Origin of the sequence: Streptomyces sp. S4.7 (assembly GCF_010384365.1) — a bacterium.
GTDB lineage: Bacteria > Actinomycetota > Actinomycetes > Streptomycetales > Streptomycetaceae > Streptomyces.
Map to the genome: position 1 here is coordinate 3172533 of NZ_CP048397.1, position 13208 is coordinate 3185740.

Sequence of the window (13208 nt, forward strand, 5' to 3'; positions counted from 1 at the left end):
CCGCACGTTCACCGCGCACGCAGACAGCGGCGTGGCCCTGCTGCGTACGGTCACCGACCGGCACGGCAACCGGATCGCGTTCACGTACGACGCCGAGGGCGCGCCGGTCGAGATCGCGCACAGCGGCGGGTACGTGCTGCGCCTGACGACGGCGGGCGGGCGGATCACCGGCCTGTGGCTGGGCGACGCGCGCGTGAAGGCGTACGGCTACGACGCCGAGGGCCGGCTGACCCAGACGTACAACTCCTCGGACCTGCCGCTGCGATTCGCGTACGACACGGCGGGCCGGGTGACGTCGTGGACGGACACCAACAACCGCTCCTACACGTACGAGTACGGCGGCGCCGACGACGACCGGGTGGTCGCGGAGGGCGGCGAGGGCGGTCACTACAGCTTCCGTCTCGCGTACGACGGATCCGAACCGTCCCTCCCCGGGCTCACGCTCACGACACTGACCGCCCCCGACGGCGCCACCACCCGCTATCTGATCGATGAGCGGCATCTGGTCGTCGGCGAGATCGACGCGAACGGTGCCGTGTCCCGTACCGCCTTCGACGGGGCCGGACGCGTCACCGCCGAGACGGATCCGCTGGGCCGCACCACGGAGTTCAGGTACGACGAGCAAGGCCGTCTCACGGGCGTTCGGCGTCCCGACGGCAGCACGGTCGCGGCCGACCTCGACACGGAGGGCAGGCCGGTACGGATCACGGACCCGGCCGGGCAGGTCTGGCACCAGACGTTCGACGCGGCCGGCAACCGCACGTCGGTCACCGACCCGACCGGCGCCACGACCCGCTTCCTGTACGACGGCCGGGGCGCCCCGCTCGCGCTCACGGACCCGCTCGGCGCGACCACGCGGGTGCGGTGCGACGCGGCGGGGCTGCCGGTCGAGACGACGGACCCGCTCGGCGCGACGACGCGCCTGGCGCGTGACGCGTTCGGCCGGATCGTGACCCTCACCGACCCGCTGGGCGCGGTCACGCGCTTCGAGTGGTCCACGGAGGGGCTGCTCCTGCGGCGTACGGGTCCGGACGGCGCGGCGGAGTCGTGGACGTACGACGGTGAGGGCAACACCGTCACGTACACCGACGCCAACGGCGGTGTCACGCACCACGAGTACACCCACTTCGACCTGCTGACGGCCCGCACGGGCCCGGACGGCGCGCGCCACTCCTTCACGCACGACGCGGCGGCGCGGCTGACCGGGGTGACCAACCCGCAGGGCCTGAACTGGAGTTACGCCTACGACGCGGCCGGGCATCTCGTGTCCGAGACGGACTTCGACGGCCGTACGGTGCGGTACGCGCTGGACGCGGCGGCCCAACTCGTCTCGCGGGTAGACCCGTTGGGCGTCCGTACCGACCTCCGCTACGACCTGCTCGGCCGTCTTGTCGCGCAGGACGCGGGCGGCCTGGTCACCACGTTCGACTGGACGGCGGGCGACGACCTGGCGCGTTCGACGGGGCCGGACGCCGAACTGCTGCGGACGTACGACCCGGCCGGGCGCCTGCTGACGGAGACGGTGGACGGACGCGAGCTGCGGCTGTCGTACGACGCGGCGGGGCGGTTGTCCGGCCGGCGGACCCCGGCAGGGGCGGTCACGACCTACGCGTACGACGCGGCGGGCAACCGCACCGGACTCACGGCGTCGGGGCGGTCGTTGACGGTGACGCGGGACGCGGCGGGCCGCGAGACCCGGCTCGGCTGGGGCGACGCGCTGTCCCTGACGCAGACCTGGGACGCGGCGGGGCGCCCGCGGTCCCGCTCGTACGCGGGCGCGGCCGTCCCCGCGGTCGCGTACACCTGGCGCCCGGACGGCCACCTCCTCGCCGCGGGCGACGCGCGCTACACGCTCGACCCGGCGGGCCGGGTCACCGAGGTCCGGGCGGCGGCGGACTGGTCGGAGTCGTACGCCTACGACACGGCCGGCAACCAGACCGAGGCCGCCTGGCCGGCGGAGCTCGCGTACCCCGAGGCGACGGGTCCGCGCACCCACACGGGCACCCGCGTGGGAACGGCGGGCACGGTCCGCTACGAGTACGACGCGGCGGGCCGCACCACACTGCGCCAGAAACCCCGCCTGTCGCGGAAGCCGGACAACTGGCGCTACACCTGGGACGCGCGCGACCAGCTGGCGGCGGTGACCACACCGGACGGCACGACATGGCGCTACGCGTACGACGCGCTGGGCCGCCGGGTGTCCAAACAGCGCCTGGCGCCGGACGGTTCGGTGGCGCAGGAGACCCGCTTCACCTACCAGGGCACCATGCTGATCGAGGAGACCTCGACCTCCACGGACTGGACGGGCACCCAGACGCTGACCTGGGACCACGACGAATCGACCCTGACACCACTGGCCCAGACGACCCGCTACGCCGCCTCCCGGTCGGAGACCGACACCCGCTTCTACGCGATCGTCACGGACCTGATCGGCACCCCGACCCACCTGATCGACGAGTCGGGCGCCACGGCCTGGCACGCCCGCCGCACCCTCTGGGGCACGACGACCTGGCCCCCGGACGCCACGGCGTACACCCCCCTGCGCTTCCCGGGCCAGTACCACGACCTGGAAACGGGCCACCACTACAACCTCCACCGCCACTACGACCCGGAATCCACCCACTACCTGACCCCGGACCCCCTGGGCCTGGCCCCGTCCCCGAACCCGACGGCGTACGTCCACAATCCACTGACGTGGTGCGACCCGCTGGGGCTGGCGCCGGCCTGTCGCGTTTTCGCCGTGGACAGTTCTGGTAGGACGTCTGAGCTACCTATTGCCTACTTCGGTGAACGGACTCTGCCCGGTGCGGCCGATAATCTTGCAGAATACCTCGCTAGGGGCGGCAGTCCCATCGTGGCCCGTCAGACCGGGCGGCGAAACATACGCCGGAATCGCCGGCATGCCCAAGCGGGGCTGGATCGGCCGCCCGCTGGCATGACATGGGAGGAGTTTCCATTGGCATCCTCTGCCCAAGGTGGAAGCGGCGCCATCACCACCCTGATTGCGCGTGCCGAAAACAATAGCCAAGGCGGCTTCTTGAGTGGCTTCTACAAGAAGCACGGAATTGGAAATGGAGACGAATTCTACGTTATGCCAGAAGGTTGGTTCAGACGCTGAAGTGAAACTCTTTAATATCTGCTCGACACCAAGGAAATAAGCATGACGATCATTACTGACCTGCTGACCGATATTCGGTCAAAACTCCTCGACCTGGATCGTCCGGTGGTTTCTGATCTTGTGCACCCCGGTCAGCCGCCGGATGAATTGGAGAGACTCTTCGGACCGACACCGGAAACAGTGCGTGACTGGTTCTCCTGGTGCGACGGAACGCGTCGCCGCCCGGGGCAAACCGTGGGACAATCCGCATTCATCCCTGGTTACATTTTTCCTTCGGCGGGCGAAGCAGCCGAAATTCGCAGAGCTGGGCACGCAGATCTCGACACCATGGGACAATGGCTGCCTCTTTTGGTAAATGCTTCCGCGGATCTCTACGCGGCGATCTGGCAGGAAACCCAATTCCTCGGCGTGGCAGGAGTCCTGGAATCGGAACCGACGGAGATCGAATACATGACGATCGAAGAAATGCTCCGGGTTCACTCGGCAGCCTTCGCCGAGGGGGCCTACTTTGTCGACGGAGGTGAACTGGAAGTCGACGACGACGCCTTCGATCAGATCTTTCTCCGGGTAACAGGCCGAGCGCCGCTTTTCTGAAATGCTCATGAGTCCGCGCCGGTCCGGACGTCAGCGAATAAAACGGAAGCGATGCTATGACTTCGCACATGCCCAGAGAAGAGCTGATCTCTCTAGTGAGTCGAATAATGTCGGGAGGGGATCCTGAAGAAGTGGGCGAGCAGCTCATGGTGCGGCTGGCGAGAAACCTCATAGACCCACAGGTGAGCGACTACATCTTCTACTCAGCCCCCCCGCTCTCCGCAGAGGAAGTGGTCGACAAGGCACTCGCGTACCGGCCGATTGCGCTCTGACATGAAACTGACCGTGCAGGCGGCGGAATTCGAGGCGGAGTGTACGAGTTGCCGCCATCCTTGTAGATATTGGGCAGTCCAGCTGGTAAGCCGGGGCAGGCTGGGGTGGGAGCTCAACTGGTCCTGTCTTGGTTGTGGCATTGAGGCCGACGATGTCAACTCGGGGCCGGCTCCCGAGTACATCCGGGGGCGGCTCATAGAGAGGTACGGGAGCACCCACGTTCGGGGCGGCGGCACCGACGCCCACGGCGGCAGGGTCCTCAAAGTCTTCCGGGACGTCTTCGGTTGGTCGGTTCAAGACGCGAAGCAGGCGGCGACAGAACTCACCACGACGGGATGGCGCGGCACTCAGGTGGAGGTCTCCCTCGTCGCGCATCTACTTCAAGAGTCGGGAGTCGAGGTCACGGATGGCGAGGACGAGCAGCCCAGCGGGTAGGCGCAATCACGCAGTGATCGGGCGCGTCGTCTCCGACTCCGAGGGCTTCGCGGGTGACTGGATGGCCGCAGGCGCCGGGAATGTCGTCGTGCCGTTGCCCGCCCATCGGACCGTCTTCACACACTGATGATCAACGGTGGCCGTACCTGTCGGCGAAACTGGAGCAGCCAATGACCTCGTCCGCCCCCGTCACCCGCGACCTGCTCGAAACCTTTGACGACGTACGTACCAGAATCTTCGCTCGCCTCGACGGCCTCACCGACGCCGAGTACCTCTGGGAGCCCGTCGCCTCGTGCATGACACTCCGGGCGGATGCGGATGGCGTGTTCCGTGCCGACCCGCGGCCCACAGGCGACGTCCACCCGGCGCCGTTCACGACGATTGCCTGGCGGATCTGGCACATCGGGGCCGACTGCCTGCGCGGCTACGGCCGCTTCTTCGAGGACCAATCCCTGAGCGGCGACGACCGGCACCTGTGGCCGGGCACAGCGACCGAGGGCGTCCAGGTGGTGGCCGACGACTGGTCCCGATTCCGAACCCAGGTCGAGTCCCTTGGCGATGACCGCCTTCTCCGACCCATGGGCCCCATCGCCGATCCCTACGCTCACGAGAGCTACCTGCTGCTGGCTCTCCACGCCTTGGACGAAGCCGCTCACCACGGTGCCGAACTCGGCGTCCTTCGCGATCTCTACCGTCATGGCTTCGCCAAGGAGCAACGGGAGAACCGCGACGAAGTCGGCCCCCCTGACACATCAAGCCCCTGACAGGCGGCCAAGCAGAGCAATCACGATCTACGGCTGGAGTACATAGCCGCCTCCTCCGGGCCGGGGGACCTGCTCCGCCGACTCCGCCCTCTCCTGGCGGCAGGCCCCGCACATGGTCTCGTCCGCCACCGGGCGGAACAGCAGGGGCTGGATGTGGTGTTCGCCCTCGCACTCGCGCATGCGGGCGACCCGAGGTTCGGGGGCAGGTGGAGGGACGTGTACGGGCTGCGGGTCGCGCAGGATGTAGCGGATCAGGCCGCCGGGGCTGTGGATGCGCTGGTCCTTGGCAGGCATGCTCCCGCGGATCTCGGCGCGGACGCCCTCCGGCGTGTGGCCGCACGCGAGCCATTGGGCGGCGAGGGCGGCCAGTTGCGGGAGCATGCCGCGTGGGACGCGCAGGCGGGGGTCGAGGTGGTGGAGGTCGGTGACGACCTCGCGCGCCTCTTCCTGCGTCGGCTCGGGCGGTCCCACCCGATGGTTGGAGGTGTTCCCCTTCGGGGTGTTTTCTGGATGACGACCGGCGGCCCGACCCGTCGGCCGACCGGCGGCCGGAGAAGTGACCGTCGGAGCCGCGACCGGGACTCCCCCGCCCCGCAGGGCTGTCGCCTCGGCCGCCGACAGCGGGACGCTCGATACGAGTTGGACGGTGGACCACAGGCCGCGTACGCCCTGCTGGCGCCACTCGTGGACGTAACCCTCCTCCTTCAACTGCCCCTTGGCACGGAGGAACGCGCCCTTCTTGATCCCGGCGCGTGTCGCGGTCCGCGAGAGTGATTCCTCGGCGTCCAGCGGGAGCGAGAGCTGCCAGGTCAGCAGCCGTACGGCGTCGGAGGACAGCCGCGGATGGCGGATGATGTCGTTCGATACCTGCGAGAAGAAACGGGCAGGCGGGATAACATGCCGAAGCATTGTGGGTGCCCCTTCCGGGATGGCACTCGTGGTGTAGGCCCTCGTCGCTGGCTGCGAACCGGCGATGGGGGCCGCTTTGTGCTCACGATACAGCAACACACGTACACACACAGTCACTGCGTGCGATCACACCTGGGGCACGCACACGGCGGGAAACGGGCCGTCAGCTCGAACGGAGCAGCCCCGCACGCGGGTTCATGGATCTCCCTCGGGCCCCAGGTACGTCCGCCGTCGCGCGAGACGCGCAGGGTGAGGTAGGTACGGCCCGCGCCGGACAAGATGGGGTCGGTCGCGCCCTCGTCATACGGGATGGCCATCGCGGCACCCCCACTCTCGCTCTGTGTGTCGAAACACTCACAGCGTGAAGTCGGTGCGGCTACGCTCGGTAGGGGTTCACCCGTGACACCGGAGTCAGCACATACGGGAGTTGCTCATGGCCATCGAGGACAACCCCGAGTCGCGCACGAAGTACGGCGAGGAACTGAGAGAGCGACGCGAGAGAGCCGGCCTCACGCAAGAGGCGCTGAGCCAACGGGCGGTCATGTCGCGCACGCACATCGCGCACATCGAGGCGGGGCGACGGCGGCCGGACATCGCCGACGCTCGACGGCTGGACCAAGTGCTCAAGACGGGCGGGCTGTTCGAGAGATTCCTGCCGACGCTGGACGGCAAGAAGGTCGCCGAACACTTCGAGGAGGCGCTGGAGTTCGAGCAGCAGGCCTCGGTGATCCGGGAGTACGCGCCGAAGCTCGTCCCCGGCATTCTTCAGACGGAGGCGTACGCGCGCGAGGTCCTGGGCTCGGGTTCCCCGCCGAAGAGCGCCGAGGAACGCGACAAGCTCCTTGTCACACGGCTGGCCCGCGCTCGCATACTGGACACCTTCGACTCGCCCGTGGTGTGGACGATGCTGGACGAGGCTGTGTTGCGGCGACCGATCGGTGGTCCGGCCACGATGTGCGAACAGCTCCGTCACATCGTCGCGCTGGGTGAGAGCCGCCGTATCCGGGTGCATGTGCTGCCGTTCGAGGTGGGCGCGCACGCACTGCTGGAGGGCTTCGTCTCACTGATGTGGTTCGACGACCTGCCGCCCATCGCCTATGTGGAGGGCTTGAAGAGCGGACGAGTCTGGGAGTTGCCATCCGTGGTGCGCCAGTGCCAGGAGGTCTACGATCATGCCTTGGGCGACGCGTTGTCGCACCGTAAGCCGTTGGCCCTGATCAGGTCCGTCGCGGAGGATTACGAGCATGACGCGCAGCAGCAGTAAGCACAGCATCTCGGACGCTTCGGTACTGCCCGTCTGGCGCAAGTCCAGCTACAGCGGCGGCAGTAGCGGCGAGTGCCTGGAGGTCAGCGACGCGTTCGCCGCCTGCGTCCCGGTCCGTGACAGCAAGGTCCCCCACGGTTCCGCCCTCCTCTTCGCCGCCCCCGTCTGGACTCCCTTCATCACCGCAGTCAAGTCCGACGGGTTCAACCGCTGAAGCTCGTGGAGCCCGTCCTCATGGGCGTTCGCAGAGCCGGTCAGCCACGCCCACCTGGCAGGTGCAGGCCTCACGGCAGCGGACCTGCAGGACGCTTGTCTCAGCGGCGCCGACATGCGTGGCTGTCATAGGGGTCTGGCAGGGTGCGGTTCAAGAGTGCTGATCCGCAAGGCGAGAGCGCCTACATCCTGGAGAAGACCTACACCGGCCAAATGGACTGGAGTTTGTTCTTCGTCCACTCCCAGCGTGAGCACATCAGGGCACTGCTACAGGACATGTTCCTGGACAATCCTGATTCGAACGTGATCGATGGCCAGTTCGAGAGCCATCTGGGTGGTGAGAGCGCGGATCTGTGGCTGATCGAGCACGGCCGTCGCATGGGCCACGTCGACCTGCGCCCCGTCATCGACTGGACGGAGGGGGGTGGCGTTGTTGTCGACTGGGCCGCGTTCGACGCCGCCGTCCCGACCGCTCTGACCGGGACACCCCTCCGGCACGGTGAAGAACTCCGGTTGCGTGATGTGCGGGCGGACTTCGAGCACACCAATAGTGAGCTGTTCAACCCCTACCCGGACGATCCCCTCAGCTACGGGATGCAGGGGTGGGTGGAAGGAGAGATGTCCGATCAGCCCTACGAGATGTTCACCGACCCCGACCCGGAACCTGCGTGACAGGCCGTTGATGGCCTCGCACACGCCCCACGCCCACCGGGAACACCCCATCGAGCTGCTGATCCAGCGGGCCGCCGAGTGCGGCCTCCTCTCAGCCGTACTCGACCTGGTCCAACTGCTCCCGGAGAACGGCGATTTCAACCGCCGTCCGAGCGTGGCGTTCGACGGCCCGTGGCTCGCCCTCACCGGGTTCGGCCGTTCGCCGTGGTGACCGACAACGCCTGAGCAGGCCCCGTCGCCGTCCACACGTCGGCGACGGGGCGCCGCGTGCGACGTAGGCTCGTCGCGCCCCGTCTCTTCTCCGCCACGCCCTGGGAGCCCACTCGTGAACAGCACCGACGACCGCGTGGGCCCGCCCCACCTCGGCGGCGAACGCGAAACCCTGCGAGCCTTCCTCGACTACCACCGCGCGACCCTCGCCATGAAGTGCGCCGGGCTGAGCGACGACGAGTTGCGGCAGCAGTCGATGGCTCCCTCGACGCTGTCCCTGCTCGGCCTCGTACGCCACCTGGCCGAGGTCGAACGCGACTGGTTCCGGCGGGTGTTCGAGGACAACGGGGCGCCGATGCTGTGGTCGCCCCCGGGCGAGATCGATTTCCAGGCGGCGTACGACGCGAGCGGCTCGTCCCGGTCCGAGGCTTTCACCGCCTGGGAGGCCGAGGTCGAGAACTCGCGCCGTGTCGAGCGTGCGGCGCAGTCGCTGGATCTGACGGGCCATCAGCCGAGGTGGGGCGAGGACGTCTCGCTGCGGATGGTGATGGTGCACGTACTGCTGGAGTACGGCCGCCACAACGGCCACGCCGACCTGCTGCGCGAGGGCGTCGACGGGACGGTGGGGGCGTAGCCGGTCGCTGGGACGGTGAGGCGCGGCGGGCTGCGCTGGGCGAGTCGGCGGTGGTTGGGCTGCTCGCCGTATCGTGCTGATGGCGCACGAAGTCTTACGCGGGGAGAGGGCTGGTGCGGTGCCGATCAGTACGCGGCTCGGACGACGGATCCGGCACGACTTCCCGGAACCCGGCTCCGCGCCCGAGATCATGCGCATGCTCGATGAACTCCCGGACACCGCAGGCTACGACGCGGAGTGTTTCAGAAGTGAGCGCCCGCAAGCCGCGATGGTTCCGCTCGCCCAGGAGAGCGCCGAGAGCGCCCGTCGCTTCCGTGAAGCCGTCCAACTCGCCCTGACGGCGGACTGGCGCGGCCTGCCGGTCGCGGCCGAGCCGGCCCACGATGACCGGCCTGATCGCCTGCGGGCCGAATTGGGTCCTTGAGTCGAATCCGGGTGGGACGGCCGCCTTGGCTGCCACAGCGTTTGCGGAACAGCGCGAGCGCGTCCGCCCAGGGCCTCCGAATCGATGTGCGTATCCGTCATCGTGGCCCGAATCAACGCCCCAGCCGGGCCCGCACCATGCCCGTCAGCGCGGCCAGCTCCGGCAGGCGCAGCAGGCGGGCCACGGCCAGGAAGACGCACAGGAGGACGGTCCCGCCCGCCGTCAGTGACAGGAGCGAGGCCGTCGCGCCGCTGCCCAGCTCGCGCGTGAGCCCGTACGCCACCGCGCCCGCCGCCACCGCCGCCGGGGCCGAGGCCGTGATCAGGCGGGCGTACGCACGCAGCACCCGGGCGCCGTCCAGGTCGCCGCCGAGGCGTTTGCGGAGGCGGCGCCAGGCGATGCCGACACCGATGGCGTAGCCGAGGCCGTACGACGCGGCCATGCCGACCACCGCCCAGCGCGGCGGGAGGACGGCGAAGCAGAGAGCGGACGCGGCGGCGTTGACCAGGGCGACAACGAGGGTGTTGTAGAAGGGCGTTCGGGTGTCTTCGTACGCGTAGAAACCGCGCAGCACCACGTACTGCACCGAGTACGGGACGAGGCCGAGCCCGAAGGCCATCAGCGCGAAGCCGATGCCGCGCGCGCCCTCGGCGCCGGACCCCGCGTAGAGCAGCGTCGCCATCGGGACCCCCAGCGCCAGGAAGGCGAAGGCGCACGGCACGATCGCGACGGCGGAGGTCCGGAGGCCGTACGAGATGTCGTCGCGCACCGCCGCCGTGTCGCCGTCGGCCGCGGCGCGGGAGATCCGCGGGAGGACGGCCGTCATGACGGAGACGGTGATGATGGCCTGCGGCATCTGCCACAGCAGCAGGGCGTAGTTGTACGCGGTGATACCGGTCCCGGTGAAGCCGGCCCGCTCGGCCACCGCGCCCGCCTTGGTGGCGAGTTGGGTGACGACGACCATGCCGAGTTGGTTGGCGAGCACGAAGAGCAGCGTCCACTTGGCGAGGCCGATGGCCCTGCCGAGCCCGTGGCCGCGGAAGTCGAGGCGCGGCCGGAGGCGGAATCCGGCGTCGCGCAGGTACGGCAGCATGGCGAGCGCTTGGACGGCGAGACCGAGCAGGGTGCCGATGCCGAGAAGCCGGACGCCTTCGGGGGTGACGTCGGCGGGGGTGACCCCGGAGCCGGTGAAGCCGCCGAAGGCCCAGATGAAACCGCCGAACGCCGCGATGATCACGAGGTTGTTGAGGACCGGGGTCCACATCATGGCGCCGAAGCGTCCGCGCGCGTTGAGTATCTGGCCGAGCACGACGTGGGCGCCCATGAAGAACAGGGTGGGCAGGCAGTAGCGGGCGAAGGCCACAGTGACGTCCATCCGGCGCGGATCGTCCGCGATCTCCGGCGACATCAGATGGACGAGGAGCGGCGCGGCGACGACGCAGAGGGCGGTGACGCCCCCGAGAACCACCATCACGAGGCTGAGGAGACGGTTGGCGTACGCCTCGCCCCCGTCGTCGTCCTTCTTCATGGCGCGTACGAGTTGCGGCACGAAGACGGAGTTGAGCGCGCCGCCGCCGACCAGGACGTAGATCATCGTGGGCAGGACGTTGGCGACCTGGTAGGAGTCGTTGAGCGTGCCGACGCCGATGGCCGCGGCCATCACCAGGGTGCGGGCGAAGCCGGTGATGCGGGAGACGACCGTACCGGCGGCCATGAGGGCACTGGACCTGGCCAGCCCGGCGGACCCACCGGCGGTGGGCGCGGGCGCCGACGCCTGGCGGGGAACTCCTGGGGGCAACCTCAGGGTGACGGTGTCATTGTCGTCCGGGGCGCTCATGCGCACACTCTCTCACCCGCGCGAGAAAGGGAGTTGTGGATGGAGCCGGTGCACGAGAGCCTTCAGGACGGGCCCCGCCCCGTCGTACGGATCGGCGACACCATCCACCGGCCGGTCCAGCCCTGGAATCCCGCCGTCCACGCGCTGCTGCGCCATCTGGAGGCGGTCGGATTCCCCTGCTCACCGCGTGTACTGGGCTTCGACGACGAGGGCCGTGAAGTCCTCACCTTCATCGACGGCGAGTCGGGCCCGGCGGCCTGGGCCAGGGTCGTGGACGACGACGGTCCGGCCGCGTTCGCCCGGCTGCTGCGTGCGTACCACGACGCCTGTGCGGGCTTCGTCCCCCCGGCCGACGCCGTGTGGTCCACGGCTGCCGGCGCCCCGGCCGCCGGTCAGATCGTCTGCCACGGGGACTTCGCCCCCTGGAACACCGTCTGGAACGGCGGCCGTCCCGTCGGGATCCTCGACTGGGACTTCACACGCCCGGCGGCGCGGATCCATGACGTCGCCTATGCCCTGGAGTACGTGGCCCCCTTCCGGGACGACGAGGAGTGCGTCCGTTGGCTGCGGTATCCCGAACCTCCGGACCGGCGGCGGCTGGAACTGTTCTGCGACGCGTACGGTCTCGGCCCGGCCGACCGCCCGGCGTCCGGCGTCCGGCGTCCGGCGTCCGGCGTCCGGCGTGGTCGAAGCCGTCGTCACCGCGCAGCTGGACACCACCGCGCTGGTGCGCCGGCTCGCCGAACGAGGGCTGGAGCCGCAGGCCACGTGGGTGGCCGAGGGGCATCTGGCGGCGCTGGCCGACCTGGTCGAGTGGTGACGGGCGCGCCGGCACCTCTTCGAGTGACCGGGGCCGGGAACAGCCTCCGGATCGGCCGTCCCGCAACAGCCGCCACACCTCGGCCGCCGGAACGGCCGCCCGCGTCAACCGGTCGGCGCCCGTCACACGTACCGCGCGAACTCGTCCAGCGCCCGCAGTACCTCCGCCTCGTCCCCCGAGGGCAGTTGCAGCACCACTTCGCTCACGCCCAGGTCCGCGTAGTGCGTCAGCTTCCCCGGTGAGGGGCGGACCGCGTACGGGACGATCTGGAGCGCGTCGGGGGAGCGGCCCGCGTTCACCCATGCCTTGCGCAGGACCGGGATCGAATCGGCGAGGCCCCGGCCGCCGATCGGGAGCCAGCCGTCCGCCTGTTCGGCGATCCGGGCGAAGAGTCTGGGGCCCGCGCCGCCGCCGACCAGGGTGCGGGGGGCGCCGTTCGCGGGCTTGGGGTGGGCCTCGCTGGGGCGTACGGAGGCGAACTCGCCCTCGTACGGCGTCGGTTCGGGCGCCCACAGCGCGCGCATCAACGCCAGCCGGTCCCAGCCGAGTTCGCGCCGTGTCGTCCACTGCACGCCGTGGTCCGCCGCCTCCTCCTTGTTCCAGCCGAAGCCGAGCCCGAGGGTGAACCGGCCGCCCGACAGATGGTCCAGCGTCGCGATCTGCTTGGCGAGGTCGATCGGGTCGTGCTGGGCGATGAGCGTGATGCCGGTGGCGAGGCCGAGGCGGTCGGTGACCGCCGCCGCCTGGGCGAGCGCGACGAAGGGGTCGAGCGTGCGGCCGTACTCACGCGGCAGATCGCCGCCCGCCGGGTACGGGGTGGCCCGCTCGACCGGGATGTGGGTGTGCTCGGGGAGGTAGAGCCCGGCGAAGCCACGCTCCTCCAGCGCCCGTGCGAGCCGCACGGGCGTGATCGTCTCGTCGGTCAGGAAGATGGTGGTCGCGATCCGCATGCGGTCCTTCTCTTTTCCGGTCGGGTGGCGGCGCCGAGCTGTGGGCGAGCGGCGTACAGACCTGTGCCCGGCCCGGCGGGACTGATGCGGA

The 13208-nt window shown here is 69.4% G+C and carries 16 protein-coding genes; 12 read left to right on the forward strand and 4 right to left on the reverse strand.

Annotated elements, in window-relative coordinates:
- Positions 1 to 31: 31 nt before the first annotated feature.
- From SSPS47_RS13815 to SSPS47_RS13835, 5 genes are all read left to right on the forward strand, one after another.
- Positions 32 to 3118 (forward strand): RHS repeat-associated core domain-containing protein, encoded by a 3087-nt coding sequence (locus SSPS47_RS13815; protein WP_239065261.1) that lies wholly within the window; start codon positions 32 to 34, stop codon positions 3116 to 3118.
- Positions 3119 to 3160: 42 nt separating this feature from the next.
- On the forward strand, positions 3161 to 3712 hold the full coding sequence (locus tag SSPS47_RS13820; RefSeq protein ID WP_164251409.1) for a hypothetical protein: 552 nt from the start codon (positions 3161 to 3163) through the stop codon (positions 3710 to 3712).
- Between the two features lie 68 nt (positions 3713 to 3780).
- Complete coding sequence (locus SSPS47_RS13825; protein WP_164251410.1) at positions 3781 to 3984, forward strand: hypothetical protein; 204 nt, start codon at positions 3781 to 3783, stop codon at positions 3982 to 3984.
- Between the two features lies 1 nt (position 3985).
- Positions 3986 to 4420, forward strand: a complete 435-nt coding sequence (locus SSPS47_RS13830; protein ID WP_164251411.1) for a hypothetical protein — start codon at positions 3986 to 3988, stop codon at positions 4418 to 4420.
- Between the two features lie 170 nt (positions 4421 to 4590).
- Entirely contained in the window at positions 4591 to 5184 is a 594-nt protein-coding gene (locus tag SSPS47_RS13835; protein ID WP_164251412.1) for a DinB family protein, read from the forward strand.
- 27 nt (positions 5185 to 5211) lie between these two features.
- Here the strand turns inward: SSPS47_RS13835 and SSPS47_RS13840 are convergent, their stop codons facing one another.
- Entirely contained in the window at positions 5212 to 6093 is an 882-nt protein-coding gene (locus SSPS47_RS13840; protein WP_203557838.1) for a hypothetical protein, read from the reverse strand.
- A 433-nt stretch (positions 6094 to 6526) separates the two neighbouring features.
- Here SSPS47_RS13840 and SSPS47_RS13845 point away from each other — a divergent pair, with 433 nt between their 5' ends.
- From SSPS47_RS13845 to SSPS47_RS13870, 6 genes are all read left to right on the forward strand, one after another.
- Entirely contained in the window at positions 6527 to 7357 is an 831-nt protein-coding gene (locus SSPS47_RS13845) for a helix-turn-helix transcriptional regulator (protein ID WP_164251413.1), read from the forward strand.
- Positions 7338 to 7571 (forward strand): DUF397 domain-containing protein, encoded by a 234-nt coding sequence (locus SSPS47_RS13850; RefSeq protein ID WP_164251414.1) that lies wholly within the window; start codon positions 7338 to 7340, stop codon positions 7569 to 7571. The genes SSPS47_RS13845 and SSPS47_RS13850 overlap by 20 nt, the downstream gene beginning before the upstream one ends.
- Positions 7572 to 7714: 143 nt before the next feature.
- Positions 7715 to 8242 (forward strand): hypothetical protein, encoded by a 528-nt coding sequence (locus SSPS47_RS35375; protein WP_239064899.1) that lies wholly within the window; start codon positions 7715 to 7717, stop codon positions 8240 to 8242.
- A 10-nt stretch (positions 8243 to 8252) separates the two neighbouring features.
- Entirely contained in the window at positions 8253 to 8453 is a 201-nt protein-coding gene (locus tag SSPS47_RS13860) for a hypothetical protein (RefSeq protein ID WP_164251415.1), read from the forward strand.
- A gap of 114 nt (positions 8454 to 8567) precedes the next feature.
- Entirely contained in the window at positions 8568 to 9086 is a 519-nt protein-coding gene (locus SSPS47_RS13865; protein WP_164251416.1) for a DinB family protein, read from the forward strand.
- 79 nt (positions 9087 to 9165) lie between these two features.
- Positions 9166 to 9510 carry a hypothetical protein gene (locus SSPS47_RS13870; protein ID WP_239064900.1) on the forward strand — a complete coding sequence of 115 codons (345 nt, stop codon included), beginning with the start codon at positions 9166 to 9168 and terminating at the stop codon, positions 9508 to 9510.
- Between the two features lie 112 nt (positions 9511 to 9622).
- Here the strand turns inward: SSPS47_RS13870 and murJ are convergent, their stop codons facing one another.
- Both murJ and SSPS47_RS34820 read right to left on the reverse strand, forming a co-directional pair.
- A complete protein-coding gene (murJ, locus tag SSPS47_RS13875; protein WP_203557839.1) occupies positions 9623 to 11347 on the reverse strand; it encodes a murein biosynthesis integral membrane protein MurJ in 1725 nt (574 codons plus the stop codon).
- Between the two features lie 12 nt (positions 11348 to 11359).
- Positions 11360 to 11503 (reverse strand): hypothetical protein, encoded by a 144-nt coding sequence (locus SSPS47_RS34820; protein ID WP_203557840.1) that lies wholly within the window; start codon positions 11501 to 11503, stop codon positions 11360 to 11362.
- Positions 11504 to 12029: 526 nt separating this feature from the next.
- On the opposite strand from SSPS47_RS34820, the gene SSPS47_RS34825 reads away from it, so the two are divergent.
- Positions 12030 to 12167 (forward strand): hypothetical protein, encoded by a 138-nt coding sequence (locus SSPS47_RS34825; RefSeq protein WP_203557841.1) that lies wholly within the window; start codon positions 12030 to 12032, stop codon positions 12165 to 12167.
- 122 nt (positions 12168 to 12289) lie between these two features.
- On the opposite strand, the gene SSPS47_RS13885 is transcribed toward SSPS47_RS34825, so the two are convergent.
- Positions 12290 to 13117 (reverse strand): LLM class F420-dependent oxidoreductase, encoded by an 828-nt coding sequence (locus SSPS47_RS13885; RefSeq protein WP_164251417.1) that lies wholly within the window; start codon positions 13115 to 13117, stop codon positions 12290 to 12292.
- Positions 13118 to 13208 lie beyond the last annotated feature (91 nt).

What these genes read in the sequence shown, in the direction of transcription:
- SSPS47_RS13820 (WP_164251409.1), top strand. Translation starts at nt 3,161, where the DNA reads ATGACGATCATTACTGACCTGCTGACCGATATTCGGTCAAAACTCCTC.
- SSPS47_RS13825 (WP_164251410.1), top strand. Translation starts at nt 3,781, where the DNA reads ATGCCCAGAGAAGAGCTGATCTCTCTAGTGAGTCGAATAATGTCGGGA.
- SSPS47_RS13830 (WP_164251411.1), top strand. Translation starts at nt 3,986, where the DNA reads ATGAAACTGACCGTGCAGGCGGCGGAATTCGAGGCGGAGTGTACGAGT.
- SSPS47_RS13835 (WP_164251412.1), top strand. Translation starts at nt 4,591, where the DNA reads ATGACCTCGTCCGCCCCCGTCACCCGCGACCTGCTCGAAACCTTTGAC.
- SSPS47_RS13840 (WP_203557838.1), bottom strand. Translation starts at nt 6,093, where the DNA reads ATGCTTCGGCATGTTATCCCGCCTGCCCGTTTCTTCTCGCAGGTATCG.
- SSPS47_RS13845 (WP_164251413.1), top strand. Translation starts at nt 6,527, where the DNA reads ATGGCCATCGAGGACAACCCCGAGTCGCGCACGAAGTACGGCGAGGAA.
- SSPS47_RS13850 (WP_164251414.1), top strand. Translation starts at nt 7,338, where the DNA reads ATGACGCGCAGCAGCAGTAAGCACAGCATCTCGGACGCTTCGGTACTG.
- SSPS47_RS13860 (WP_164251415.1), top strand. Translation starts at nt 8,253, where the DNA reads ATGGCCTCGCACACGCCCCACGCCCACCGGGAACACCCCATCGAGCTG.
- SSPS47_RS13870 (WP_239064900.1), top strand. Translation starts at nt 9,166, where the DNA reads ATGGCGCACGAAGTCTTACGCGGGGAGAGGGCTGGTGCGGTGCCGATC.
- murJ (WP_203557839.1), bottom strand. Translation starts at nt 11,347, where the DNA reads ATGAGCGCCCCGGACGACAATGACACCGTCACCCTGAGGTTGCCCCCA.
- SSPS47_RS34820 (WP_203557840.1), bottom strand. Translation starts at nt 11,503, where the DNA reads ATGGCGCAGCAGCGCGTGGACGGCGGGATTCCAGGGCTGGACCGGCCG.
- SSPS47_RS13885 (WP_164251417.1), bottom strand. Translation starts at nt 13,117, where the DNA reads ATGCGGATCGCGACCACCATCTTCCTGACCGACGAGACGATCACGCCC.